Source organism: Streptomyces sp. NPDC005574, assembly GCF_040605435.1.
Taxonomy (GTDB): domain Bacteria; phylum Actinomycetota; class Actinomycetes; order Streptomycetales; family Streptomycetaceae; genus Streptomyces.
In genome coordinates, this window is the sequence record NZ_JBEXCW010000034.1 from 33,606 (window position 1) to 60,030 (window position 26,425).

Below are 26,425 nucleotides of genomic sequence, written 5' to 3' on the forward strand. Positions count from 1 at the left end.
CCCAACTCGCGCGCCCCGCGCGTGATTACGTGGGCCCATGACTGCGATCAGGCTCCTCCTCGTCGACGACGACCCGCTGGTGAGAGCCGGCCTGTCCCTGATGCTGGGCGGCGCCGAGGACATCGAGATCGTCGGGGAGGCCGCCGACGGCGCCGAGGTCGAGGCGCTCTCCGACCGCACCCGTCCGGACGTCGTCCTCATGGACATCCGCATGCCGTCGGTCGACGGCCTGACCGCCACCGAGCGGCTGCGCGCCCGGCCGGACGCCCCGCAGGTCGTCGTCCTCACCACCTTCCACGCCGACGAGCAGGTGCTGCGGGCCCTGCGCGCGGGCGCCGCCGGATTCGTCCTCAAGGACACCCCGCCCGCCGAGATCCTGGCCGCGGTGCGCCGGGTCGCGGCCGGTGAGCCGGTCCTGTCGCCGGCCGTCACCCGCCGCCTGATGGACCGGGCGGCCGGCGCCGCCGCCGACACGCGTCGCGTGCGGGCGCGGGAGCGCGTCGGCGTCCTCAACGACCGCGAGACCGAGGTCGCCGTCGCGGTCGGCCGTGGCCTGTCCAACGCGGAGATCGCCGGCACGCTCTTCATGAGCGTCGCCACCGTCAAGACGCACGTCTCCCGCATCCTGGCCAAGCTCGACCTCAACAACCGGGTCCAGATCGCCCTGTTGGCCTACGACGCGGGGCTGCTGGAGGAGGCCGGGGGCGAGCCGTCGTAGGACCGGCCCACCGCTCCTCGGCGCGGTGGGCGAGGGCAACTCCCGCTGCCCATAGACCGGCCCGTCGTTCCTCGGCGCGGCGAGGCAACTCCCGTCGCCCGCAGGGACGTCGGGAGGCGGGGCCGCCGTGTGTCAGCTCCCGTCCGGGAGTTCCGCCGGCCGGACCGGTCTGCGTTCGCGCCGGGACACCTCGCAGGCCTCGGCGATCCGCAGCGCCTGAAGGGCCTCGCGCCCGTCGCAGGGGTTGGCCCGCTCACCCCGCACCACCTCGACGAACGCGGCGAGTTCGGCCTCGTAGGCGGGTCCGAACCGCTCCAGGAACCCGGTCCACGGTTTGTCGGCGGCGGGCGGGCCGGTCGGCTCGGTGGACGCGATCGGCGTACGGTCGTCCAGGCCGACCACGACCTGGTCCAGCTCCCCGGCCAGCTCCATGCGGACGTCGTAGCCCGCGCCGTTCAGCCGGGTCGCCGTCGCGGTGGCGAGCGTGCCGTCGTCCAGGGTGAGGACCGCGGCGGCGGTGTCGACGTCCCCCAGCTCGCGGAAGAGCGCGGGCCCCGCGTCGGACCCGGCGGCGTACACGTCGACGACCTCGCGGCCCGTCACCCAGCGGACCACGTCGAAGTCGTGGATCAGGGTGTCCCGGTACAGGCCGCCGGACGCGGACAGATACGCGGCCGGGGGCGGCGCCTGGTCCGAGGTCATCGCCCGGACCGTGTGCAGCCGGCCGAGCCGCCCCGAGGCGACCGCCTCCCGCGCGCCGGTGTACCCGGCGTCGAAGCGGCGCTGGAAGCCCATCTGGAGAACGGTTCCCGCCGTCTCGACCTCGGCGATCGCCTGCAGCGTGCCGGCCAGGTCCAGCGCGATGGGCTTCTCGCAGAACACCGGCAGCCCCGAGCGTGCTGCCCGACCGATCAGTTCGGCGTGCGCCGACGTCGCCGTCGTGATCACCACCGCGTCCACGCCCCACCGGAAGATCTCGTCGATGCCCGGCGCCGCCGTCTCGCCGAGACGGTGGGCGAGCTCCTGGGCCCGCGAGGGGGCCGCGTCGGTGAGGATCAGTGAGCCGACCTCACGGTTGCGGCTGAGAGTGTTCGCATGGATGGTGCCGATCCGGCCCGTTCCGATGACTCCGATGCGCATGGGACCAAAGTGCGGGCCGACCAGCCACGCTGTCAATGCGTATGTCCTGACAATCGGACTACACGACTTCCCGTCAACCAACCGCGCGGCTACGCTCGGCCCGTGCCGAAACCACAAGTGGACCCGACCGTGACGCTCGAACTCTCTGTGGACCGCAGCAGCCCGGTGCCGTTGTACTTCCAGCTGTCCCAGCAGCTGGAAGCCGCGATCGAGCACGGAAAGCTGACCCCCGGCAGCCTCCTGGGCAACGAGATCGAGCTCGCGGCGCGGCTCGGTCTGTCCCGGCCCACCGTCCGCCAGGCCATCCAGTCACTCGTCGACAAGGGCCTGCTCGTGCGCCGCCGCGGGGTCGGCACGCAGGTCGTGCACAGCCAGGTCAAGCGCCCGCTGGAACTCAGCAGCCTCTACGACGACCTGGAGGCCGCCGGCCAGCGCCCCGCGACGAAGGTCCTGGTCAACACGGTGGTGGCGGCGACCGCGGAGATCGCCGCGGCACTCGGCGTGGCCGAGGACAGCGAGGTGCACCGGGTGGAGCGGCTGCGGCTCTCGCACGGCGAGCCGATGGCCTACCTGTGCAATCACCTGCCGCCCGGCCTGCTCGACCTGGACACCGCGCAGCTGGAGGCGACCGGCCTGTACCGGCTGATGCGCGGCGCGGGCATCACGCTGCACAGCGCCCGCCAGTCCATCGGCGCCCGCGGGGCGACCGCGGCCGAGGCCGAGCGGCTCGCCGAGCAGGAGGGCGCCCCGCTGCTCACCATGCAGCGCACGACCTTCGACGACACCGGCCGCGCGGTCGAGTTCGGCTCCCACACCTACCGCCCCTCGCGCTACTCCTTCGAGTTCCAGCTGCTCGTACGACCCTGAGCGCCCAGGGCTGTCCGGCCGCCACGGCATCGCCTCCACGGCAGCGAGGACCACCCGCCCCACCGGGTTCGTCGCAATGTCCGGACAATGTGTGCGGATGGCGTCGGCGCACCTGGTTCACCCCGGGTTCGCCCGGACGAGAGGCCCTGGCCGGTGGGCGGAAACCAGCCGGACGATCCGGGTCACGAGTTGAACACCACAGGCCGGGGCGCCCGCAACCGTGCCACCAGCCACAACACCCCCACCGCCCCCTCACCCGCCGTGCCCGCCGTCGCTCCCCGGCACGTCACCCCCCGCGCGCGTGAGGCAGAATCGGGCCTGATGAGCACCTACGGCAACTTCAGCGCCCCCATCGGCTCCCGCCGCGCGACAGCGCTCCGCACGGTCGGTACCCGGGAACGCCGCTCGCACCTGACGGCACCGCGCGTGCCCACCGTCGGCATCGACATCGGCGGTACGAAGGTGATGGCGGGCGTCGTCGACGCCGACGGCAACATCCTGGAGAAGCTCCGCGCGGAGACCCCGGACAAGTCGAAGAGCCCCAAGGTCGTCGAGGACACCATCGTCGAACTGGTCCTGGACCTGTCTGACCGGCACGACGTGCACGCGGTGGGCATCGGCGCGGCCGGCTGGGTCGACGCCGACCGCAACCGCGTCCTGTTCGCGCCGCACCTGTCCTGGCGCAACGAGCCGCTGAGGGACCGCATCTCCGCCCGCCTGGCCGTCCCCGTGCTCGTCGACAACGACGCCAACACCGCCGCCTGGGCCGAGTGGCGCTTCGGCGCCGGCCGCGGCGAGGACCACCTCGTCATGATCACGCTGGGCACCGGCATCGGCGGCGCGATCCTGGAGGACGGCCAGGTCAAGCGCGGCAAGTACGGTGTCGCCGGCGAGTTCGGCCACATGCAGGTCGTCCCCGGCGGCCACCGCTGCCCGTGCGGCAACCGCGGCTGCTGGGAGCAGTACAGCTCGGGCAACGCCCTGGTCAGGGAGGCACGCGAGCTGGCCGCCGCCGACTCCCCGGTCGCCTACGGGATCATCGAGCACGTCAAGGGCAACATCGGTGACATCACCGGTCCGATGATCACCGAGCTGGCCCGCGAGGGCGACGCCATGTGCGTCGAGCTGCTCCAGGACATCGGGCAGTGGCTCGGCGTCGGCATCGCCAACCTGGCCGCCGCCCTCGACCCGTCCTGCTTCGTGATCGGCGGCGGTGTGAGCGCGGCGGACGACCTGCTCATCGGCCCCGCCCGTGACGCCTTCAAGCGCCAGCTCACCGGCCGCGGCTACCGCCCGGAGGCCCGTATCGCCCGCGCCCAGCTCGGCCCCGAGGCCGGCATGGTCGGCGCCGCCGACCTGGCCCGGCTGGTCGCCCGCCGCTTCCGGCGCGCCAAGCGGCGCCGGGTGGAGCGCTCCGAGCGCTACGAGCGGTACACGGAGGCCCGCCGTACCACCCAGGAGTCGCTGTGACGGCCTCGCTGCCCCGCCAGGCGGCGCCCCCGAGCCGGCCGCCCCGGCCGGAGGGCCACCGGCACATGATCCGCCGCCGGGCGATCACGCTGCTCATCATCGGGCTGCTCATCGGCGTCCCGGCCGGCTATCTGCTGATCTCCGCCGAACAGAGCCGGGACAGCGGCAAGGCCAAGCAGGACAAGTACGCGGCGACCGGTCTCACCCCGGCCTGGCCCTCCAAGGTGCAGCGCCGCCTCTACCAGGTACCGATCCCGCACCCGGCGGACATGGTCGCCTACTACGAGACCAACAACTGGAAGACCAGCCGTCTCTACGTCCAGTTCCGCACCACGAACGCGGGCCTGGACGCCTTCCTGACCGGCATGGGCGCGCGCCGCGCGGACCTCGTGCGGGACAAGATCACCATCGGTGCCCGCGACCGGAGCATCAGCGGCTGGGCGTTCACCGGGCCCGGCCAGTGGTGGGGCCTGGTCCACCCCCAGAAGAACCCGGCACCCACCCAGGACGTCATCCTCAACCTGGCCAACCCGACGTACCCGATGGTGTACGTCGTCTCCCGCACGGTTCCCTGACCGGCGGCCCCGGCTCGTCGCCGGAGCCGGTTGTCAGACCCCGCCCGTAGAGTCGAAGACGTCCGATGCGAGCGGCGTGCGGGAGGTGACAGGGCGTATGAGCGACGTGGCGGTGACCGGCGAGAAGTCCGTTCCCGTGCGCCTCGCGGCGGTCTTCCTGCCCGCGGCCCTGCCGCGCGAGGGGCGCGTGGTGTTCTGGGACCCCGAGGGCGGACCGCTGCCCGGCGACGGCGCCGGGCACACGGAGCTCACCGTCGTCCGCCGGCACGGCACGGCGGTCCGGCGCGGGCCGGCGCCCGCTCTCACCCTCGGCATCGCGGAAGCGCTGCCCCTGCTCGTGCGCGCCCGCCGCGACCGGTCCGCCCACCCCGCCACCGCCTGCTGGGGCGCCGCCGCCCTGCACGCGCTGCGGCTCGCCGCGCGCGGCCGGCTGCTGCCCGGACTGACGCCCACCGGTCACGACGCCTGGCGGGCCGGCCCCCTGGACCCCGACGACATCGCGCACCTGAGGGCGGTCGCCGCCGCGCTGCCCCCCGAGGGACATGCCGTCCCGCTGCCCGGCCCGGGCCCGCTGCGACTGCCCGACCCCGCCGCGCTGATGCGCTCCTTCCTGGACGCCGTCGCGGACACCCTGCCCCGCACCCCCGCCGCACCGCACGCCTCCGGCCGGCCCTTCGCGGACCGCCGCCCGCAGCGCCTGCCCGACGCGCAGGACTGGGCCGCGGAGGTCGCCGCCGGGATGGACGCGGGCGTACGGATCTCGCTCCGCCTGGACCTGGCGGCGCACGAACTGTTCGACGGCGGGGACCGCGGCGACGGCGGCGGCGAGGGCGTCCGCAGCGCGGGCGCCGCGATCGTCCAGGTGCACAGCCTCGCCGACCCCACCCTCGTGGCCGACGCGGCCGCGCTGTGGAGCGGCTCGGCGGACGCCGCGTTCGGCCCGCGCGCCCGCGTGGACGCCGCCCTCGCGGTGCGCCGCGCGGCCCGTGTGTGGCCCCCGCTCGACCGGCTCGCCGAACAGGACGCCCACGACGTACTGGCGCTGTCCGAGGAGGAGTTGGGCGACCTCCTCGGCGTCGCGGCCACCCGGCTCGCCGCCGCCGGGGTCGCCGTGCACTGGCCCCGGGACCTCGCGCAGGACCTGACCGCCGCCGCGGTGGTGCGGTCGGCGCCGGGCTCCGCGACCGACGGCACGGGGTTCTTCGAGAGCGAGGAACTCCTCCAGTTCCGCTGGCAGCTGGCCCTCGGCGGCGACCCGCTCACCGAGGGCGAGATGGACGAACTCGCCGAGGCCCACCGTCCCGTGGTCCGCCTGCGTGACCAGTGGGTCCTCGTCGACCCGGCCCTCGTCCGCAAGGCCCGCAAACGCGAACTCGGCCTGCTGGACCCGGTCGACGCGCTGTCCGTCGCCCTCACCGGCAGCGCCGAGGTCGACGGCGAGTCGGTGGAGGCGGTACCGGTCGGCGCGCTCGCCGTCCTGCGCGACCGGCTCACCGCCGGGGTGCGGCCCGCCGCACCGCCACCGGGCCTGGCCGCCACCCTGCGCGACTACCAACTCCGCGGCCTGGCCTGGCTGGACCTCATGACCTCCCTCGGCCTCGGCGGCTGCCTCGCCGACGACATGGGACTCGGCAAGACGATCACCCTGATCGCGCTGCACCTGCGCCGGGCCCGCCGGGAACCCACCCTGGTGGTCTGCCCGGCCTCGCTGCTGGGCAACTGGCAGCGGGAGATCAACCGGTTCGCGCCCGGGGTCCCCGTCCGCCGCTTCCACGGCCCGGACCGCACCCTGGAGGACCTCGCCGGCGGCTTCGTCCTCACGACCTACGGCACCATGCGGTCGGCGGCGGTCACGCTGGCCGGGCACGACTGGGGCATGGTCGTCGCCGACGAGGCACAGCACGTCAAGAACCCGTACTCGGCGACCGCGAAGGCGCTGCGCACCATCCCGTCCCCCGCGCGCGTGGCCCTCACCGGCACACCCGTCGAGAACAACCTCTCGGAACTCTGGGCCCTGCTCGACTGGACGACGCCGGGACTGCTCGGCCCCCTGAAGTCGTTCCGCGCCCGGCACGCGCGCGCCGTGGAGAACGGCGAGGACGAGGAGGCGGTCACCCGGCTGGCCCGTCTGGTCCGCCCGTTCCTGCTGCGCCGCAAGAAGTCCGACCCCGGCATCGTCCCCGAGCTGCCGCCCAAGACGGAGACCGACCACCCGGTCCCGCTCACCCGCGAACAGGCCGCGCTCTACGAGGCGGTGGTGCGCGAGTCGCTGCTGGCCATCGAGACGGCGCAGGGCATCGGCCGCCGGGGCCTGGTGCTGAAGCTCCTCACCTCCCTCAAACAGATCTGCGACCACCCGGCGCTGTTCCTGAAGGAGGAGGGCGGCCCGGCCCGGAGCGACAGCCTCGCCGCCCGCTCCGGCAAACTCGCCCTGCTCGACGAGCTGTTGGACACCCTGCTGGCGGAGGACGGCTCGGCACTGGTCTTCACGCAGTACGTCGGGATGGCCCGGCTGATCACCTCCCACCTCGCCACCCGGGCGGTCCCGGTGGACCTCCTGCACGGCGGGACCCCGGTACCGGAACGCGAACGCATGGTGGACCGCTTCCAGAGCGGCGCCACGCCGGTGCTGGTGCTGTCCCTCAAGGCGGCCGGCACCGGCCTGAACCTCACCCGCGCGGGACACGTCGTCCACTTCGACCGCTGGTGGAACCCGGCCGTCGAGGAACAGGCCACCGACCGGGCCTACCGCATCGGCCAGACGCAGCCCGTGCAGGTCCACCGGCTCATCACGGAGGGCACCGTCGAGGACCGCATCGCCGAGATGCTGGAGGCCAAGCGCGCCCTGGCGGACGCGATCCTCGGCTCCGGCGAGTCCGCCCTCACCGAACTCACCGACCGTGAACTCACCGACCTCGTCTCGTTGCGGAGGGACGCCTGATGTCCGGGCCGGCCGACGAGGCACGCAGGGCGCTGCAGGCCGCGCGAGAGCGCGGCAACCGGGCGGCGGACGCGGACGCGGGCACGGACACCGCCGACACCGACCGCCCCGCCGGCGCGCCCGCCCCGGACGCGGGCGAGCCGCCGCACGCCACCGAGGACGGGCCCGCCCGGCCGGGCGACGCGGCCCGCGCCGCGCTGCGCAGGGCCGTCACGGCCAGACGGGAGGCGGCGGCGAGCGGCGACCCCGACCCCTCGCAGGACGAGCCCGCCGTCGCCACGGGCACACCCGGCGCCGATCCGGACCCGTCCGGTGAGAGGGCGGGCGCCGTCACTCCGGCCGCGGCAGCGGCCGGTCCGAAAACCGACGCCGCCGACCCGGAGGAGCGCCCCGCGGACATGGCCCGCGAGGCGCTGCGCGCGGCACGCCTGGAGAGCCGGGCGGCACACGGCGGGAGCGCGCGCGGGGGGCGCGGCTCACAGGGGGAGACGCGTGCCGGCGCGGCTGCCGGGACCGGGGGAGCAGGGGGCGGCGAGGTCGGCGTCGGGCGTGACAGTGCGGGCCGGGGTGCGGGCGGGGAGCGAGGCGCGACCTCGCTCGGCAGGACCGCGGCAGCAGGGGGCGAGGGTGTCGTGCATGACGGTGGCGGCGGGAGCGCTGGTGGGGAGCGGCGTCCGGCCTCGCCCGCAGCCCGGCCGCGGCGGGGGGCGCGGGGCGGTACGGCCGACGTCAGGGGCCGCGCCGTACGGGAGCTGCTCGGGGACGCGTTCCGCATGCCCGACGACACGGACGAGACGGGGGAGCAGTCCGCGGGGGCGGGAGGCGCCGGTGCCGCCGGGCGCGCGAGCCGTGAGCGGGGCGCCGAGGAGCCGGTCACCTCACCCTCGGTGGTGCCCGCCGGTGCCGGGGACCCGTCGGCCGCGGCGACGCCTGAGCCGGGGGGATCGGTACCGGCGGCGGCCGGCACCCGCGCCGGGGCCGACGCGCCTCCCGCACCCGCGACTCCGGCCGGAACCAGTGCGCCCGGCGCGCCCGCGTCCCCGTCCGTAGCGGTGGACACCGCTGACGCCGCGCACGACGTACGGGCGGCCGACACCGGCGCCGGGGCCGACGCGCCTCCCGCACCCGCGACTCCGGCCGCAACCAGCGCGCCCGGCGCGCCCGCGTCTCCGTCCGTAGGGGTGGACACCGCTGACGCCGCGCACGACGTACGGGCGGCCGGCACCCGCGCCGGGGCCGACGCGCCTCCCGCACCCGCGACTCCGGCCGGAACCAGTGCGCCCGGCGCGCCCGCGTCTCCGTCCGTAGGGGTGGACACCGCTGACGCCGCGCACGACGTACGGGCCGCCGACCCGGCCGAGCCGGAGACACCCTCCGTCACCGCACCGCGGGTGAGCGTTGTGGCGACTGTCGCCGCCGAGCCCACCGCACCCGCGGGCGCCCCCGCCCCCCACTCCATGGCCGCCCCCGGCCGTGACGGTGAACTGCGGCGTACCTTCGCCGCGTTGCCGGGCGGGCCCGCGCCGGGTGGGCAGTTCGCGGAGACGTGGTGGGGGAACGCGTGGGTGACGGCGCTGGAGGAGGGCGCGCTGGACGCCGGGCGGCTGGTGCGCGGCCGGGCGTACGCGGAGCGGGGACACGTGGACGCGATCACGGTGACGCCGGGGCTCGTGCTCGCCTACGTCCGCGGCGGCCGTCCGAGGCCGTACCGCGTGCAGGTGCGGCTGCGCACCCTCGGGGACACCGGCTGGGAGCGCTTCCTGGACGCCGCCGCCGACCGGCCGGGTCACATCGCCGCGCTCCTCGACAAGGAGCTGCCGCAGTCCCTGGCCGACTGCGGGGCGCCGCTGCTGCCCGGTCCGGGCGATCTCGAACCCCGGTGCAGCTGCCCCGACTCCGGCCACCCCTGCAAGCACGCGGCGGCCCTCTGCTACCAGACCGCGCGCCTGCTCGACGCCGATCCCTTCGTGCTGCTCCTGCTGCGCGGGCGCGGCGAACGCGACCTGCTCGACGCCCTGTCGCGGCGCAGCGCCACCCGAGCGGCCCGCGCCGCCCAGGATCAGGAACCCGCCCCGCTGCCCGGCGTCCGCGCCACCGAGGCGCTCGCGCCCCGGCAACTCCCGCCTCTGCCGGCTCCCTTGGCCGTGCCTCCGCATCCCGGACAGCCTCCGGTGTACCCGGCGGCACCCGGCGGCCCGGACCCCTTCGCGCTGGACCAGCTCGCGACCGACGCCGCCGCCCGTGCCCACGCCCTGCTCGCCACCGGCCGCGACCCGGTGGGGGAGCTGACGCTGTGGCAGGACGCGGTACGGCTCGCGGCGGCCCGTCCCGGTTCGGGTCTGACCGCCGGCACCCGCGCCCTCTACTCCTCGCTCGCCTCCGCCGCCGGCCGCACCCCGGCCGAGCTGGCCCGGGCGGTCGCCGCCTGGCGCCAGGGCGGTCTGGAGGGCCTCGGCGTCCTCGACGAACCGTGGGACCCGCCGGCCGGACGCTTCGACCGGGCGCGCCCGCTCCTCCTGGCAGCCGACCTCCCCGCCTTCCGCCCGTGGCGCAATCACCTGACCCACCCGCGCGGCCACGTGCAACTCCGCCTGGGCCGGGACGGCTTGTGGTACGCCTACGAGTCCGAACCGGGCCGCGACGACTGGTGGCCCCGTGGCACACCCGACCTGGACCCCGTCGGCGCTCTGACGGGCCTCGGCGCGGCGAACGACCTCTGAGACCGCCCACGCACCAGGTTCCGGGGTTCAGCCACCGGCATCGGGCGGCGGCGAGGGTACGCCGGTGAGGTCTCAGGTCCCAGGTCCCAGGTCCCAGGTCCCGCGTCCAGGGGGCCGTCGTCGTGTGATCACCGACTGTGCGGGGGGAACTCCGCGGGGACCGCCCGGCACCCGCCGCCCCTCCGGTCCGCTGCCGGTCGGCCGGTCGGGGCGCGATCGTATACTCGCCTCGGAGGTGCTGTGGTGCGGCATGCAGGTGACGGTGGCCCGGGGGTGGAGACGGCGGTGACGCCGGTGACACGGGTCGAGGAGACCGCCGAGGTGCCCGGTGAGCTGCCCGAGTCGCTCACCCACTTCATCGGCTACCTCCTGCGCCGGGTCTACGCCCAGTTCTCCGCCTGCGGGGACTCGGGCGAGAGCGACTCCCGTGACTTCCTCGTCCTCGACGCCCTCACCGGGCACGACTGGGAGTCCCAGCTCGACCTGGCCGAACGCCTGGGCATCAACCGCACGATCATGGTGTCCGTCATCGACCGGCTGGAGGCCCGGGGCGAGGTGCGCCGCACCCGCAACCCGGACAACCGCCGCCAGTACGTGCTGTCCCTCACCGACGAGGGGCGCGGCGCCGTCGAGGCCAGCCGCCGGGCGGTCGCCGAACGTGACGCGCGGCTGACGTCCGTCCTGACCCCCGAGAAGACGGCCCGCCTCGACGAACTGCTGGCGCGGCTGCTGCCCGAGTCGGCGCAGCCTCTCGTCCAGGGCACCGAGTACCTGGTCGCGCAGGCCCACCTCCGGCTGCGCCGCCTCGGCGACGACAAGCTGGCCGGCACCGGGCTGCGGGTGCGCCACTACGGCCCGCTGTCGGCGCTGGAGACGCAGGGCCCCTGCGCTCAGCAGCGCCTCGCGGAACTCCTCGCGATCTCCGGACCCGCCGCCTCGCAGCTCGTCGACGACCTGGTCAAACAGGGACTGGTGCGCCGCGGACGCGACCCCCACGACCGCCGCCGGTACGCCCTGGAGGTGACCGACGGCGGGCGCGAGGCGCTCGCCGTCATCGCCCGGGCCGTGGACGGGCTGGCGGCCGACGTGGCGGACATGCTGGGCCCCGGCGGCGAGCCGGAACTGCGAGCCCTGCTGCTGGAACTCCTCGGCACGACCCACTCCGGACCGGCGTTCGCCGAGCGGCCGGAAGCCGCCACCCGCTAGCCGAGGGCGTACCGGGTAGCGGGGGGGATACGGATCGGCCAGGCCCTTCGGCAGGGCCGCGAACGCCGATCCGCCTCCTCGGCCGAACGGATCAGTTCTTCACGGCGACCGCGGCGAATCCGGCGGTGTCCTCCCGGTTGGTCTGGTGGTCCGCGTCGGCGGCCCGCTCCTCCTCCGTCTCCCACTCGTTGACGGACACCACGCCGGGTTCGAGCACCGTCCAGCCCTCGGTGGCGACGAACCGGGCGATCTCCGAGCGGGAACGGGAGGCGAGGTCGACGCGCAGGTTGGTGTACAGCTCGTCGACCGCGGCCCGCACCGGCGCGGAGACGTAGTCGGGGCTGGAGTGGGTGAGCGCGACCAGGCTGCCGGGGGCCAGGGCCTGCTTGTAGCGCTCGACGGTGCCGTAGGGGTCGTCGGCGTCCACCACGAAGTGCAGCAGCGCGCCGAACAGCACCGCGACCGGCTGGGAGAGGTCCAGCAGTTCCTTGGTGGCGGGGGCCGACAGTACGGCTTCGAGGTCGCGGAAGTCCGCGTCGACGTACGCCGTGCGGCCGTCGGAGACCTCGCCCAGGATGCGGCGGGCGATCTCCCCGACGACCGGGTCGTTGTCGACGTAGACGACCTTCGCCGCGGGCGCGACCTCGTGGGTGGCGCCGGCGGCCGGGATGCCGCTGCCGATGTCCAGGAACTGGCCGATGCCGCGCCGGGTGGCGGTGCGGACCGCCCGGTTCAGGAAACGCCGGTTGGCGCGCGCCCCTAGCGGACCGCCGGGCAGCAGCTTCACGATGCCGTCGGCGGCGGCGCGGTCCACGGGGAGGTTCTCGGAACCTCCCAGGAAGTAGTCCATGATCCGCGCGGCGTGCGGGATCTGTGCGGGGGCCTGGGTCTCGGGCATGCTGACACGTCCTTGGTGAGGGGGCGGGAGTTTCAGCCGGGATGTCGAGCGGGGAGCCCGCGACCGGGTGGAGCGGGGCACGGCACACAGAAAAAGCGACGTCCGACCGTTGATCACCGGTGGACATCGCTCGGGTCGTGCTGGCTCAGGGCAGAGAGGCTCCGGGAAAAGCGTGACATGTGCATGGAACGGGTGTCAACGGACGCCGTCCGTCCGCCCGAGCGGGCGGCTGCCCGCGTCCGTCCGGCGGGCCCGGCCGAGGTGCTTCGTCGCCGGCCGCTCGACCAGCGTGTACAGCAGGTGGGCGAGGACGGTGGTGACGACCCACGCCAGCAGGCACAGCCCGAGGGCCCCGGCCGATCCGTGGGGGCGGTGTCCGGCGAGGTACGTGCCGCCGCCGACCAGCACGGTGGCCTGCAGCAGGTAGAACGCGAACGACACCTCGCCGAGCCACTTCGTGACCGGTCCGCGGAACGGCGAGCGCTGTCCGCGCACGTCGGCGACCGCGGCGGCGGCGATGAGCAGACCGAGCGGCGCCGCCCAGACCGCGGACAGGGCGTACAGGTAGGGCACGTCGAGCGCCACGCCGTACGCGACGAAGCACAGCGGCACCGCCTGCCACAGCCGCACGCCCACCCACCGGTCGGTCAGCACGATCCGGGCGAGCAGCATGCCGAGCACGAACTCCAGCATCCGTACCGGCGGCAGCTGGTACACGAACCAGTTCTGGATCTCGCTCGCCTGCCAGCCGGGGATGTGTGTCCCGCCGGGCAGCACGGCGTAGGCGAAGGCGGGTACCGCGGCGACGGCGGCCATGAACGCCACGGTCACCGTCCACAGCAGCCCGGGGGAGATCGCCTTCACCGCGCGGTGCAGCAGCGGGAAGCACAGGTAGAACAGCAGCTCACAACCCAGCGACCAGCTGGGGGTGTTGACGCTGAACGACACCGCCGGATCCCAGGACCACGTCTGCACGAGCAGCAGGTTCGGCAGCCAGCGCTGCCAGGCGGTGGTGGCCGCGCCGGCGAAGACCAGCAGTGACACCGCGAAGGTGACCAGGTGGTTGGGGTACAGCTTGGCCAGGCGCCGGCGCATGAACCGGCCCGGGGTGTCCGTGGGGCGGGCCGACCAGGTGAGGATGAACCCGCTGAGGATGAAGAAGAACGACACCCCGAGACCGCCCGCGACGCCGAACAGCCGGGCCGCGTGCTGCGCGGTCCGCCCGCTGAAGGGGCTGAGCTGGGGACTGGTGACGTGGTACAGGAACACGGCCGTCGCCGCGTAGAACCGGAGCCCCGTCAGCGACGGAAGCGCGGCGGGTGACGCGGGTGACGGCGCCCGCCCGGACCGGCCGGGCGTCACCGCTTGGGGGACCTGGGTGGGGCTGGTCATGAGTCTCTCCTTCGTACGGCACGGACGACACGCAGGACACGGCGGAGCCGCTTGCAGGGCATGCGAAACACCGCACGGCAGGCCGGAGAGCCCGCCGTGCGGTGTCGAGGCCACAGGTGGGCCCTGAGACGGCACCGGACGTCACACGGCGGCGCGAGGCGCCGGGAAACGGCGCAAGGCGAGGCGCGGACACGCGAGTTGGTGCGAGAGCGCGGAAAGGGAAGCGCCGAGAGGTGACAGGTGGGCGAAGAGAGCTGAGACGTACGGCGAGACGTCCCGGCCGCCCCGGCGGAAGCGGGGAGTACACGGCGGGGCACACATCGATCGCCGCAAGGAGCGTGACAGCCCCCCTTCACGGAAGTCAACCCGTCGCCGGAGCCGCCCGGTTTCGTCTAATGAGACGCTTTCCGCCCCGGCCGCGACGGCGCCGAGGCGTCGGCGAGGTCGGCGCCGGTGTCGGCATCCCGCCGGGAGAGGCCGACGCCGTGCCAGTCCAGGCACATGACGGTCGCGTCGTCCTGCAGGGATCCCTGGTTGACGTCGACGATCGCCGCGATGAGGCTGCGGGCGGCCTCCCGGGGATGCAGCGCGCGGGTGCGGACGATCAGATCGGCCAGATCGAGGCTGCCCGCGTTGCGTTCCAGCATGCCGTCGGTCAGCATCACCAGCCGGTCGCCCGGCCGCAGATCCAGCGACTGGACCTCGTAGGTGTGAGGGGTCTGGAAGCCGAACGGCATGTTGATCTTCGGGGTGATCTCCCGTACCTGTCCGTCCCGCATCCGCAGCGGCCAGGGGTGCCCGGCGTTGACGAACTCGGTCGTGCCGTCGATCAGGCTGATGCGCAGGAGCTGGCCGGTGACGTAGCTCTGGCGGCCGTACCTGCGCATGGCCCGGTCGGCCTGGCGGGCCTGTTCGGCGAGGTCGGCGCCGGCCCGCCGGGACCGGCGCAGGGCGCCCACCGTGAGGGTTGCCAGCAGCGCGGCGTCGACGTCGTGCCCCATGGCGTCGGTGACGGAGAGCTGGACCGTGTCCCGGTCGATCACGTAGTCGAAGGTGTCACCGCCCACGTGGTCGGCCGGTTCCAGCGCCCCCGCGACCGCGAACTGCGCCGCCTCACACGCCAGTGACGACGGGAGCAGCCGGTGCTGGATCTCCGCGGCCAGGCTCAGCGGGCTGGTACGGCGGCCCCACTGGTAGACGTCGGTGTAGGACCGGTTGGCGATGACGATGTACGCCAGGGCGTGCGCGGTCTCTCCGATCTCGCGCATCGCCTCCGGGCCGGGTGCCGCGGGCAGGAACAGTTCGAGGAGTCCGATGGCGTCCCCGCGATTGGTCACCGGGGCGACGATCCGGACCAGCGCGCCCTCGCCCGTGTCCTCCACGCGCGGCCGCTGGGTGCGGATCACGTCGTCGTACAGGGTGCCCTTCAGCGTGATGCGCCGGGCGGGCTCATCGGTGTCGACGCTGTCCGCCGCTCCCAGCCGTACCACCGAACTGCCGGTGAAGTCGATGATGAGGAAGGACACGGACGCGGCCCCGAGGTGCGCCTTGAGCATGCGTGCGACCACGTCGAGCGACTCGACGGGCGCCGCGGTCTCCGCCGCCGCCAGCGTCCCGGCCAGGGTGATCGCCCGGCCCAGGTCGTCCGCGTTCTCCGGAGTGCGAGCGGTCGGCCCGTCGTTCCCGTCCGGCCCGCATACGGTCACGGTGGCTCCTCGCCGCTCGTCGGTGTTCAGGGTCCCGTCCCGGGTGTGTCCGGGTGCGCGAGGCGCCCGCGCCGGTCCGGAGCCGAGCGGGTTTCATTGCACCACAGAAGCACCTGAAGGGTGTTCCTGTCGGCCCGCGGCTCGCTTCCCTCGCCCACGGTGGAACAACGTCCCGTCGACCGGCGGGCTTTCGCGCCTCCGGCCCACGGGACGTGCTCCCGATGACTCGTCATGTGTCGTGCGTCGCCGCCCCGGCCTCCGCAGCCGGCGGCTGACTCCCTGCCCGGCCCCGAAGCCCGCGCGGTCGCGACCGGAACGGGGGCCGTGCGGCCGGGCCGGGTCTCAGGCGTCGATGATGACGGGAATGACGAGGGGCTTGCGGCGGTGGGTGCGGAACGCCCAGTTCGCCACGGCGCGGGCCAGCAGCTGCTCGAGCTGGCGCGCGTCCCCGACGCCCTCCTGGGCAGCGGTGGCCAGGGTCTTCTCGATGACGGGGACGACCGGCTCGAAGGTGGCGTCGTCGTGGACGAAGCCGCGGGCCAGGAAGTCGGGGGCCTCGGCGAGGGCACCGGTGTCCGCGTCGACGATCGCCACCACCGTGACCACGCCTTCCTCCGCGAGGGTGATGCGGTCCTTGAGGGACGCCTCGGTGGCGCCGCCGACCTCCATGCCGTCCACGTAGACGTTTCCGGCGGGGACCTTGCCGGTGATGGACGCGCGCCCGTCGACGAGGTCGACGACGACGCCGTCCTCGGCGATGACGACCCGGTCGGGATCCACGCCGGTACGGATGGCGAGGTCACCGTTGGCCCGCAGGTGGCGCCATTCACCGTGCACGGGCATGACGTTGCGGGGTTTGACGATGTTGTAGCAGTAGACGAGCTCGCCGGCGCTGGCGTGCCCGGAGACGTGCACCTTGGCGTTGCCCTTGTGGACCACGTGGGCACCCCAGCGGGTGAGTCCGTTGATCACCCGGTAGATGGCGTTCTCGTTGCCGGGGATGAGGGAGCTGGCGAGCAGGACGGTGTCGCCCTTGCCGATACGGATCTGGTGGTCGCGGTTGGCCATCCGCGACAGCGCGGCCATCGGTTCGCCCTGGGAGCCGGTGCACACCAGGGTGATCTTGTGGTCCGGGAGTTTCTCCAGCTCCCTCGTGCTCACGACCAGACCCGACGGAACCTTCAGATAGCCCAGCTCGCGGGCGATGCCCATGTTGCGGACCATCGACCGGCCGACGAAGGCGACCTTGCGGCCGTGCTGGTGGGCGGCGTCCAGGACCTGCTGGATGCGGTGCACATGGCTGGCGAAGCTGGAGACGATGACCCGGCGCGGCGCGGTGCGCATCACCTGCTCGATCGCCGGGTTCAGCTCACGCTCGGAGGTGGTGAAGCCGGGTACTTCGGCGTTGGTGGAGTCGGTGAGGAACAGGTCCACACCCTCCTCGCCGAGGCGGCCGAAGGCGCGCAGGTCGGTGATGCGGTCGTCGAGGGGGAACTGGTCCATCTTGAAGTCGCCGGTGTGCAGCACCATCCCGGCCCGGGTGCGGATCGCCACCGCGAGGCTGTCCGGGATGGAGTGGTTGACCGCCACGAACTCGCAGTCGAAGGGTCCGAAGCCACGCCGGTCGCCCTCCCGCACCCGCACGGTGCGCGGCCGGATGCCGTGTTCCTTGAGCTTGGCCTCCAGGAACGCCAGCGTCAGCTTGGAGCCGACGACGGGAATGTCGGACCGCTCGCGCAGCAGGTACGGCACGCCTCCGATGTGGTCCTCGTGGCCGTGGGTGAGGACCAGGGCCACGATGTCGTCCAGCCGGTCGCGGATCGAGGTGAAGTCCGGCAGGATCACGTCCACGCCGGGCTGGTTCTCCTCGGGGAAAAGCACACCGCAGTCGACGATGAGCAGTTTGCCCGCGTGCTCGAAGACGGTCATGTTGCGGCCGATCTCACCCAGGCCGCCCAGGGCGATGACCCGCAGCCCTCCTTCAGGAAGGGGTGGGGCGGCTTTCAGTTCGGGGTGTGGATGACTCATACCGTGACGTTACCCGGAGAGCGGCACGGGATGATCCACCGCCTCTGTGATCTCTGCTTCCGATGCGGCGGGGCACACGCGGCGCATCGAGGTGATCGACATGCGCCTCCGCTTCCGGGACCCCGGCCCTGGACGCCGGAGAAGGCGGACGACGGTGTCGGATGCCACTCGGGACGCACCCGGCCGCGCCACGGCCCGTGCACCCGCGCATTACCACGCCGACCCCGGAAGGGCGGCACCCGGCGTGAGATCATCCGTTGCCTGAAGCGGTATGCCGCCCACGGGGTCTTCGACCCGGTCAGGATGGTGTCCAGCAACCCCCCGTCACAGGGGCGTCCGTGAGAGATGAGAGGGTCGGACGGGTGAGCCAGACAGCACCGAACACCCTGCAATACCGCTTCGACGGGCCGGAAGACGCTCCCGTCGTGATCCTGGGCCCCAGCCTCGGCACCACTTGGCACATGTGGGACCGGCAGGTTCCCGAACTGGCCAAGCAGTGGCGGGTGTTCCGCTTCGACCTGCCCGGACACGGTGGTTCGCCCGCCTACCCGGCGGGCTCCGTGAGCGAACTGGCCGCCCGGCTGCTGGCCACGCTCGACGGGCTCGGGGTGCAGCGCTTCGGCTACGCGGGCTGCGCGCTCGGCGGCGCCGTCGGCGTCGAACTGGCGCTGCGCCACCCGGAGCGGCTGGCCTCGCTCGCGCTGATCGCCGCCTCGCCCCGCTTCGGCACGGCCGACGAGTTCCGGCAGCGAGGGGTGATCGTGCGGACGAACGGGCTCGACCCCATCGCCCGCAGCTCCCCCGACCGCTGGTTCACCGGCGGGTTCGCCGCCGCCCAGCCCGCGATCACCGAGTGGGCCGTGCAGATGGTCCGCACCACCGACCCCGGCTGCTACATCGCGGCCTGCGAGGCGCTCGCCTCGTTCGACGTACGGCCCGAACTGGCCCGCGTGGGCGTGCCGACCCTGGTCCTAGTCGGCTCCGACGACCAGGTCACCGGTCCCGCGGAGGCCCGCACGCTGGTCGCCGGCATCCCGGACGCCCGCCTCGCCGTCGTCCCCGGCGCCTCCCACCTGGTGCCGGTCGAGCAGCCGGCCGCCGTCAGCGACCTGCTGGTCCGGCACTTCTCCACCGCCTGGCAGCCCGCCTTCGACCACGGCACCGCACAGACGGCGATCCCGGCCGCCCCCGTCCACGCGGTACCGGCCGCCGCTCCGCCGCAGGTCGCGCCCATCGCCGAGATCGCCCCGGCCATGGCGCCGGAGCCGCAGCTCACGGGGCGTCCCGACCCCTACGACGCCGGGATCAAGGTGCGCCGCGAGGTGCTCGGCGACGGGCACGTGGACCGGACGCTGGCCGAGACCGACGACTTCTCCGCGGACTTCCAGGAGTTCGTCACCCGCTACGCGTGGGGCGAGGTCTGGGACCGGCCCGGCCTCGACCGCCGCACCCGCAGCTGTGTCACCCTCACCGCGCTCGTCGCGGGCGGTCACCTGGAGGAACTCGCCTTCCACACCAGGGCCGCCCTGCGCAACGGACTGACGCCCGGGGAGATCGGGGAGGTGCTGATGCAGGCGGCCGTCTACTGCGGCCTGCCGGCGGCGACCAGCGCGTTCAGGGTGGCTCAGCAGGTCGTCCGCGAGGAGACGACGCCGACGGAGTGAGGCCCCGGGGTGCGGGCCGGGGGCGGCGCGGCCCCCGGGAGCGGCGAGGGGCAGGATGGGTTCATGAAGCTCACGAAGATGTCGCACGCCTGCGTCCGCCTGGAGAAGGACGGCCGGACGCTGGTCCTGGACCCCGGCGCTTTCAGCGAGGCGGACGCCGCTCTCGGCGCGGACGCGATCCTCGTCACCCACGAGCACCCCGACCACTTCGACGAGGAACGGCTGCGGACCGCTCTGGAGGCCAACCCGGAGGCCGCGGTCTGGACGCTGAGGTCGGTCGCCGAGAAGCTGTCACCGGCCTTCCCGGGCCGCGTCCACACCGTCGGCCACGGCGACACGTTCACCGCCGCCGGATTCGACATCCAGGTCCACGGCGAACTGCACGCCGTGATCCACCCGGACCTGCCGCGCATCACCAACGTCGGCTACCTCGTCGACGGCGGCCGCGTCTTCCACCCGGGCGACGCCCTCACCGTCCCCGACCAGCCGGTGGACACCCTGATGCTGCCGGTGATGGCCCCCTGGAGCAAGATCTCCGAGGTCATCGACTACGTCCGCGAGGTCCGGCCGCAACGTGCCTACGACATCCACGACGCCCTGCTCACCGACCTCGCCCGCCCGGTCTACGACAACCAGATCGGCGCGCTCGGCGGGGCGCGGCACCTGCGGCTGGCGCCGGGGGGCTCCGCCGAGGTCTGAGACGGCGCTGTCGGACCCGCCGGGTAGGTTGTGAGACATGCGCATCGCCACCTGGAACGTGAACTCGATCACCGCCCGCCTGCCGAGGCTGCTGGCCTGGCTGGAGAGCAGCGGCACCGACGTGCTCTGCCTTCAGGAGGCCAAGGTCGCCGAGGAGCAGTTCCCCTCCGGCCAGCTGCGCGAGCTGGGTTACGAGTCCGCGGTCCACGCGACCGGGCGGTGGAACGGCGTGGCGGTGCTCTCCCGCGTCGGCCTGGAGGACGTGGTGAAGGGTCTGCCCGGCGACCCCGGTTACGAGGGCGTCCAGGAGCCCCGGGCGGTCTCCGCGACCTGCGGCCCGGTCCGCGTCTGGTCGGTGTACGTGCCCAACGGCCGCGAGGTCGACCACCCGCACTACGCCTACAAGCTCCAGTGGTTCGAGGCGCTGCGCGCCGCCGTCGCCGGGGACGCGGCGGGCAGCCGCCCGTTCGCCGTGCTCGGCGACTACAACGTGGCCCCGACGGACGACGACGTGTACGACCGGGCCGCCTTCGAGGGCGCCACCCACGTCACCCCCGCCGAGCGAGCCGCGCTGGCCGCCCTGCGCGAGGCCGGCCTGTCCGACGTGGTCCCGCGCCCCCTCAAGTACGAGCACCCGTACACCTACTGGGACTACCGCCAGCTCTGCTTCCCCAAGAACCGCGGCATGCGGATCGACCTGGTCTACGGCAACACGCCGTTCGCCAAGGCCGTCGGCGACGCGTTCGTGGACCGCGAGGAGCGCAAGGGCAAGGGCGCCTCCGACCACGCGCCGGTCGTGGTGGACCTGGACGTCTGAAAGCTGTCCGGATCAGGGCCGGCCACGCAGCAGTTCGAGGTTCACCGACTTCGCGAGGGCGGCCAGGCCGGCGTCCCCCGGATGCAGGTGGTCCCCGCCGTCGTAGGCGGGCAGCAGGCGGCCCGGGCGGGCGGGGTCGCGCAGGACGGCGTCGAAGTCGAGCACACCGTCGAACACGTCGGTGCGCCGGAGCCAGGCGTTCACCGCGACCCGCTCGGCGTCAGCGCCGGCCGTGCAGCGGGCCTCGCCGCCGCACGGCGTGATCGTCGCGGCCAGCATCCGCAGCCCGCGCGCGTGTCCCCGCCGTGCCAGCTCCCGCAGCCCCGCGACCACCTGCCCGGCCGTCGCCGCCCAGCGCACGTCGTTGACACCCTCGAACACGACCGCCGTGCGCGCCGACGTCTGCGCCAGGACGTCCCGGTCGAAGCGGTGCGGCGCGCTCACCCCGGACGGGCTCGCGGCCACCCCGTCACCGGCGTAGGAGTCGGCGACCACACGGTTTCCCGAGATGCCCTGGTTGAGCACCCCATAGTGCGGCACCACATGCTGACTGCGTAGACGCGTGGCCAGCACATCGGGCCACCGCCGGTCGGCGTCCCGGGTCGACCCGGCGCCGTCCGTGATCGAGTCACCGAGCAGCACCACGGACCCCGGTCCGCCGCCCACGTCGACCCCGGTCAGCAGCGGCCAGGTCGTCAGCGTCGCCGGATAGGCCGCCGGGGAGCTCTCCGCCGTGTGGTCGCCCGGTTCGCTCAGATACGACCGCTGCTGCGCGAGCCGGTGCGCGGGCGCCGCCGTCACCGTCCCCGGCAGATGGAAGCTCACCAGCAGACCGGCGTCGGCGGGCACCTCGAAGGCCAGCGGATCGCTGAACACCTGTGCGCCCGCCGGGATCTCGACGCCCGGGGAGCGGCCGAAGGTCAGCGGGACCGGCGTTCCCCGCGCGGCCGCCCCCGACGCCCGCACCGCCACACTCGCGCGGCCGATCCGCACCGGCACGCCGGCGAAGGTGTTGTCGAAGCGCAGCCGTACCCGCCGGCCGCCCGCCGAGGTGTGCACCACGAGCCGCAGGGTCCGGTCCGTCCACGGCCCCACACTCTGCACGCCGGACGTCCCGGCCGCCCAACTCCCGGTCCAGCCGTCGGCGCCGGCCCGCGCCGACAGGGCGAACACGTGCAGCCCGGCGGCGTGCGGCAGCCGTACCGAGGCGACCTCGTGCCCCCCGTTCAGCGGGACCGTCACGACGTACAGCCGTGCGCGCTCGGTGAGCCGGCCGCCCCGCGTGTTGACGTGGGGGAGTGCCACCGCCTTCGTGGCGAGCGGTCCGGTCCGCCAGTCGGGGACGGTGAGCCGGTAGGCGGAGCGGGTGCCGTCCCGGTAGGAGACCGTGCCCGGACCGCCCGCCTCCGCACCGCCGGTGCCCGCCACCAGGAAGGCGAGGGCGTCCCCCGTTCCGCCGACGCGCACCTCCTGTCCGGCGGCCCGTACGTTGTCCGGTGTGCCCGGCCGGCGACGCGGCCAGGTCAGCCGCGCTCCCTGCACGGTGAGGACACGGCCGGGCGTCCAGCCCGCGGCCGTCAGGTCCCGCGCGGACAGGGAGGCACCCGAGCCGTCGAAGTCCGCCGCACCAGGCCGGGCGTCGTCACTGACGGCCGTGTTGTCGAAGAGCCGCTCCAGCGGGAGCGCCGTCGCTCCGGTGCCCGTCCGGGCGGAGGCGGCCGGCGCCGGGCCGACGGACACGGACAGGCAAACGGACAGGGACAGACAGGCGGCGGTGGCGGCCGCGGGACTCCGGACGTAGCGGCGCACGGCCGACTCCTCCCCGTTCACACATGGTCACCCTGACTCACGAACGCTCACAAAGCGACAAAAGGCGCATGGAGAAGCTAAAGATGCGCAAGTGGCACGTCAACGAGCCGTGCTCCGGCGCGGCGTGGCGGCGGACGGCATTCGGAGCCTGCGCGCCTGTGGTGCGCACGGTGGTACCGGTGACACGCTGGAGGTATGAAGATCCCTTTTCTGGGCCACCGGCGTGAGATCCCTCCGGCCCGCGACGCCGAGGGCATCGCCGAACTCCTCGCCGAGTGCGAACTGCTGCGCTCGCAGGCGTTCCGGGAGGGGGTCCGGCTCGACGACTCCGTGGACTCGCTGGAGGCGCTCGATCAGCTGGTGCCGCGCTGGCGGGACGACGAGGAGGTGCTGCCCTGGCTCGGCAACGACGCGGGCCTCTACCTCGGCACGGTCATCGTGCGTACCGTGCCGGGTGCCGCCTGGGGGCTGAGGGGCGACGGGCAGCCGGTGATCCTGCTCGACACCGGCCGGGAGTTCGACGTCGTCGCCTCTGGTCACGAGTGGGCCGCGAGCGGTGTTCCCGAGCTCTCGCAGCAGTACGCGGAGGTCGCCGAGGAGTGACACCCGGTGCCCCGAAGGTGAACCTGTGGCCCGCAGTTCGCCGTAAATACGGCTATTGCCCGGAAAGTGCGTGTCGTCCTGTGGCCCCCATCGGGCCCGGATAGGTTGCGGCAGCCGCGACACAGCCAAAAGTGAGTGGGGCCGGGCATGGTCGTCGATCCGTTGATCGAGCTGCTGGATGTCAACAAGGGCTACCGCGAGCCGCAGGTCCCGCGGGACGTCGGCGACGGGGAGGTGACCGCCGTGGCCGGCTCACGGAGGCCGTGGCGGTCCGGGCACCCGGGGCGGCTCAGCGGGGGTCGGTGGCGGCGCGGGCCCGTCGGGCGCGTGCTGGAGCCCGGCGTCCCGGAGCCCCGTGTGCTGGAGCCCGGCGTCCCGGAGACCCGCGTCCCGGAGCCCGGCCGTCTCCTTCCCGGCGGGCCGGCCCCCGCCCTCTGCCCGGAGGCGGTCGGCGAGGTGCCGGGAGGGTCCCGGCGACCGGCCCGCGGCGGCATGGTCGAAGTCGCCGTCACCCGTACGACGGGACGCGCCCGCTGAGCGGGGGAGCGCGCCCCGCGGTCCGGCCCGGCCGCGACCTGCCGTCCGGCCTCGCGAGGCGGGGCGCCGGTGCCGTGAACGCGGCGCCGGCCGGGTCGGGGAGGCTGCCGCCGAGGAGGCAGTGACAGAGGGCACTCGCCCGCCCGGCGGCAGCCGGAGATCACTGCTCGCGCAGCGGAACCGACATGTACGACGGGTCGGAGGCCGGCGAGGAGAAGGTCAGCTGCGAGCCGGACGGGTTGTGCTCGATGTAGAGCGGGTCGACCGTGTCGACGACCACGGCCAGCCGGTGCCCCGCCGGAACGTCGTAGGCCGTGGAGAACAGCTCCAGGTCGACGTCGAACGACTGACCCGGCGTACGCCCGTGGAAGGTGTACGGCGCGTTGCTGACCAGCTTGCCGAGGCCGAGCGGCCCCACGTCGTAGAGGTAGGCGACGAGGGTGCCGCTCTCCGCGGTCGGCGTGAGGGTGGTGTGCAACTTGGCGGTGCCGCGCACCTGTTGGGCCGTGCGGTACCTCTCCGACTGCCACACGGCGGCCCAGCGGCGGGGCAGCAGCGGGATGGAGGCCACCGGGGGGAGCTTCGCCACCTGGTCCAGGATGCTGGACAGGAAGACGACCCCGCCGTCCGCCCCCGAGTCGACGTTGGTGTGGATGGTCGTCGTGCCGGCGAGGTCGATCCTGCTGCGGGTCGCACCGACGGACTTCCAGTCCGGGTAGCCCTCGTAGCCGTCCGTGGAACGGGACTTGAGCCGCACGGGCAACTCGCGGTCGACGCCGTTGTCCTCGCCCTTGAGATAGTGGTCGAGCCAGCGCCCGGTGTCGGTCCACACGTCGTTGGGCAGCCCGAACAGGCCGGTGATCTCGGCGGTGGCGTGGTCTCCGGGGCGCAGTTCCAGCCGCTTGGGGCCGGTCAGCTTCTCGTAGAAGTCGGTGTACTGGTTGGCCGAGAAGACGGTGTCGCCCCAGGCGTTGGCGAGCATGATCGCCGTGCCGTTCGCGTTGAGCTCGTCGACGTAACTGACGGCGGAACGTTTCTTCCCCCAGGCGACGAGGTCCGGTTCCTTGGCCAGGTTGGAGGCGTAGAAGTCGTCGAACACCTGGCGGGTCTCGGTGCTCTGCCGGCCGGTGACCAGGCTGGCCCCGTCCAGCAGGGCGGAGGCCTGGACGTGCTGGGTGCGGCCCGAGTAGATCGACCCGACGAGGTCGGCCCAGCCGCTGAGCGACGCGACCGCCTTGATCCGCTTGTCGTGCGCGGCGGCGAGCAGGCTGATGCCGGCGCCGTAGGAGACGCCCGCCATGCCGATGTGCTCCGCGTCCGCCGGGGTGTTGGTGAGCGCCCAGTCGATGACCTTCGACGCGTCGGCCGTGTCGGGCGGTCCCGCGACTTCTATCTCGCCGCCGGACTGCCAGAAGCCGCGCACGTTGTAAGTGACCACGACATAGCCGGAGTCGGCGAGTTTCTGGGCCTGGGCGAGGTACTCGATCTGGGGCAGGCCCCAGCTCGTGGGCATGACGAGCAGCGGGTAGCGGCGGGCCGGATCGGCGCCCGCGGGCGTGACCACGTTGGCCTTGAGGACCGTGCCGCCCCAGCCGCCGATGTCGACGAACCGGACGCTGTTGGCGGCCGCCTGGGCCGTCGGCGCGAGTCCGAGGGCGCTCCCGGCGATCAGCGTCGCGGAGACGGCGCCGACGGCGGTTGTGCGCAGGGCCTTGCGAGGGTGTCCCACAGGTCGCTCCTCACTCGTGTAAGTGCAAAGTGACCCGACGGTAACCTCACCCCTCTACCGCAGGTAACCCGTCGGTAAGTTACGCACGAGTAAAGATTGTCGGGCTCGCGAACCACTCAGGAGGCGCGACGGGAGGAACGCGGGGCCGGGGTGGGGGTCGCCGGCAGCGGGGTCTGCGCCGTGCGGGTCACGTCCGCCACCAGCTCGACCACGTCCGGGCCGTACGCCTGCGAGTTGACGACCTTCAGCAGGAGGACGAACGAGGTGGTGCCGTGCTTGCGGATCAACTGCTCGTGGTTGCGGGCGAGATAGCGGGTGGTGGCCTGGTTGGTGATCGCGGTCTGGCCGCAGAAGAGGAAGACCGGGCGCACGCCGTGGCTCTGCTCGACGGTGAGCCGGGCGAGAAGCGCGTACTCGGTCCTTCCGGGCTCCACCCGGTAGCGCTCGGAGCCGACCTGGAAGGCGCCGCGGTCGGGGCTCGGCTCCGCGTCCACGTTCACCCGCACCCCGGGCAGCAGGGACGAAAGGTGCGCCGCCATGCGGCGGTTGGACGCCGGGCCACCCACACAGAACTCGGTGCGCTCGCCGAACCCCTGGCGCGCCCCGTCGTGCGGGACCACCTGGGCGTGGGCGTTGCAGTCCTTGATCAGTGCGGCGAGTTCGAGGAGCGCGAACACGTCGTAGCGCATCACCGTGAGGTCGGGCCCGCTCGCACCGCGGTTGACCACCAGCAGTGACTCGGAGTTGTCCGGCAGCCCGAAGAAAGCCTGCTTGCGGCGGAGTCTCCGCTTCCACAGGTAGGTCCTGGCGAGCCAGCCGAACGCGGCGCTGATGCCGGCCGCCACCACTCCCAGGACGATGTTGCGCACGTCGTCGTTCATGGGCGCGCATGCTAGCGGGCGAACG

20 protein-coding genes are annotated in these 26,425 nt (G+C 73.6%); 12 read left to right on the forward strand and 8 right to left on the reverse strand.

Features of this window, described 5'->3' with window-relative positions; all coding sequences use genetic code 11:
* The first annotated feature begins 37 nt into the window (after positions 1-37).
* Positions 38-718, forward strand: a complete 681-nt coding sequence (locus tag ABZT03_RS22380) for a response regulator transcription factor (protein WP_356041881.1) — start codon at positions 38-40, stop codon at positions 716-718.
* A 132-nt stretch (positions 719-850) separates the two neighbouring features.
* On the opposite strand, the gene ABZT03_RS22385 is transcribed toward ABZT03_RS22380, so the two are convergent.
* Complete coding sequence (locus ABZT03_RS22385; RefSeq protein ID WP_356041883.1) at positions 851-1,858, reverse strand: Gfo/Idh/MocA family oxidoreductase; 1,008 nt, start codon at positions 1,856-1,858, stop codon at positions 851-853.
* Between the two features lie 129 nt (positions 1,859-1,987).
* Here ABZT03_RS22385 and ABZT03_RS22390 point away from each other — a divergent pair, with 129 nt between their 5' ends.
* The 6 genes from ABZT03_RS22390 to ABZT03_RS22415 all read left to right on the forward strand — a co-directional run bounded on the left by ABZT03_RS22390 (position 1,988) and on the right by ABZT03_RS22415 (position 11,637).
* Positions 1,988-2,725 (forward strand): GntR family transcriptional regulator, encoded by a 738-nt coding sequence (locus ABZT03_RS22390; protein WP_356041939.1) that lies wholly within the window; start codon positions 1,988-1,990, stop codon positions 2,723-2,725.
* A gap of 321 nt (positions 2,726-3,046) precedes the next feature.
* Entirely contained in the window at positions 3,047-4,195 is a 1,149-nt protein-coding gene (locus tag ABZT03_RS22395) for an ROK family glucokinase (RefSeq protein ID WP_356041941.1), read from the forward strand.
* Complete coding sequence (locus tag ABZT03_RS22400; RefSeq protein WP_356041885.1) at positions 4,192-4,770, forward strand: sugar kinase; 579 nt, start codon at positions 4,192-4,194, stop codon at positions 4,768-4,770. The genes ABZT03_RS22395 and ABZT03_RS22400 overlap by 4 nt, the downstream gene beginning before the upstream one ends.
* Positions 4,771-4,867: 97 nt before the next feature.
* Positions 4,868-7,711: a DEAD/DEAH box helicase gene (locus ABZT03_RS22405; RefSeq protein ID WP_356041887.1), complete on the forward strand. Its 2,844-nt coding sequence runs from the start codon at positions 4,868-4,870 to the stop codon at positions 7,709-7,711.
* 398 nt (positions 7,712-8,109) lie between these two features.
* Complete coding sequence (locus ABZT03_RS22410; RefSeq protein ID WP_356041943.1) at positions 8,110-10,431, forward strand: SWIM zinc finger family protein; 2,322 nt, start codon at positions 8,110-8,112, stop codon at positions 10,429-10,431.
* Between the two features lie 321 nt (positions 10,432-10,752).
* Entirely contained in the window at positions 10,753-11,637 is an 885-nt protein-coding gene (locus ABZT03_RS22415; protein ID WP_356041945.1) for a MarR family transcriptional regulator, read from the forward strand.
* A gap of 91 nt (positions 11,638-11,728) precedes the next feature.
* Here the strand turns inward: ABZT03_RS22415 and ABZT03_RS22420 are convergent, their stop codons facing one another.
* From ABZT03_RS22420 to ABZT03_RS22435, 4 genes are all read right to left on the reverse strand, one after another.
* Positions 11,729-12,535, reverse strand: coding sequence for an SAM-dependent methyltransferase (locus tag ABZT03_RS22420; protein WP_356041889.1), 807 nt, complete (start codon positions 12,533-12,535; stop codon positions 11,729-11,731).
* Positions 12,536-12,730: 195 nt separating this feature from the next.
* A complete protein-coding gene (locus ABZT03_RS22425; protein ID WP_356041891.1) occupies positions 12,731-13,927 on the reverse strand; it encodes an acyltransferase in 1,197 nt (398 codons plus the stop codon).
* 392 nt (positions 13,928-14,319) lie between these two features.
* Complete coding sequence (locus tag ABZT03_RS22430) at positions 14,320-15,555, reverse strand: PP2C family protein-serine/threonine phosphatase (RefSeq protein ID WP_356041946.1); 1,236 nt, start codon at positions 15,553-15,555, stop codon at positions 14,320-14,322.
* A 420-nt stretch (positions 15,556-15,975) separates the two neighbouring features.
* Positions 15,976-17,661, reverse strand: coding sequence for a ribonuclease J (locus ABZT03_RS22435; protein ID WP_356041893.1), 1,686 nt, complete (start codon positions 17,659-17,661; stop codon positions 15,976-15,978).
* Between the two features lie 362 nt (positions 17,662-18,023).
* Here ABZT03_RS22435 and ABZT03_RS22440 point away from each other — a divergent pair, with 362 nt between their 5' ends.
* From ABZT03_RS22440 to ABZT03_RS22450, 3 genes are all read left to right on the forward strand, one after another.
* Complete coding sequence (locus ABZT03_RS22440) at positions 18,024-19,325, forward strand: alpha/beta fold hydrolase (protein ID WP_356041895.1); 1,302 nt, start codon at positions 18,024-18,026, stop codon at positions 19,323-19,325.
* A gap of 63 nt (positions 19,326-19,388) precedes the next feature.
* Positions 19,389-20,024 (forward strand): MBL fold metallo-hydrolase, encoded by a 636-nt coding sequence (locus ABZT03_RS22445; RefSeq protein ID WP_356041897.1) that lies wholly within the window; start codon positions 19,389-19,391, stop codon positions 20,022-20,024.
* A 37-nt stretch (positions 20,025-20,061) separates the two neighbouring features.
* A complete protein-coding gene (locus ABZT03_RS22450; protein ID WP_356041898.1) occupies positions 20,062-20,841 on the forward strand; it encodes an exodeoxyribonuclease III in 780 nt (259 codons plus the stop codon).
* Positions 20,842-20,853: 12 nt separating this feature from the next.
* Here ABZT03_RS22450 and ABZT03_RS22455 read toward each other — a convergent pair whose 3' ends face one another.
* Positions 20,854-22,581, reverse strand: a complete 1,728-nt coding sequence (locus ABZT03_RS22455; RefSeq protein ID WP_356041948.1) for an SGNH/GDSL hydrolase family protein — start codon at positions 22,579-22,581, stop codon at positions 20,854-20,856.
* A 264-nt stretch (positions 22,582-22,845) separates the two neighbouring features.
* Between ABZT03_RS22455 and ABZT03_RS22460 the strand changes: the two genes are divergently transcribed.
* Both ABZT03_RS22460 and ABZT03_RS22465 read left to right on the forward strand, forming a co-directional pair.
* Positions 22,846-23,253 (forward strand): DUF6278 family protein, encoded by a 408-nt coding sequence (locus tag ABZT03_RS22460; protein ID WP_356041900.1) that lies wholly within the window; start codon positions 22,846-22,848, stop codon positions 23,251-23,253.
* 147 nt (positions 23,254-23,400) lie between these two features.
* A complete protein-coding gene (locus ABZT03_RS22465; RefSeq protein ID WP_356041902.1) occupies positions 23,401-23,790 on the forward strand; it encodes a hypothetical protein in 390 nt (129 codons plus the stop codon).
* A 160-nt stretch (positions 23,791-23,950) separates the two neighbouring features.
* Here the strand turns inward: ABZT03_RS22465 and ABZT03_RS22470 are convergent, their stop codons facing one another.
* Entirely contained in the window at positions 23,951-25,519 is a 1,569-nt protein-coding gene (locus ABZT03_RS22470) for an alpha/beta fold hydrolase (RefSeq protein ID WP_356041904.1), read from the reverse strand.
* A 116-nt stretch (positions 25,520-25,635) separates the two neighbouring features.
* Entirely contained in the window at positions 25,636-26,400 is a 765-nt protein-coding gene (locus tag ABZT03_RS22475) for a hypothetical protein (RefSeq protein ID WP_356041906.1), read from the reverse strand.
* Positions 26,401-26,425 lie beyond the last annotated feature (25 nt).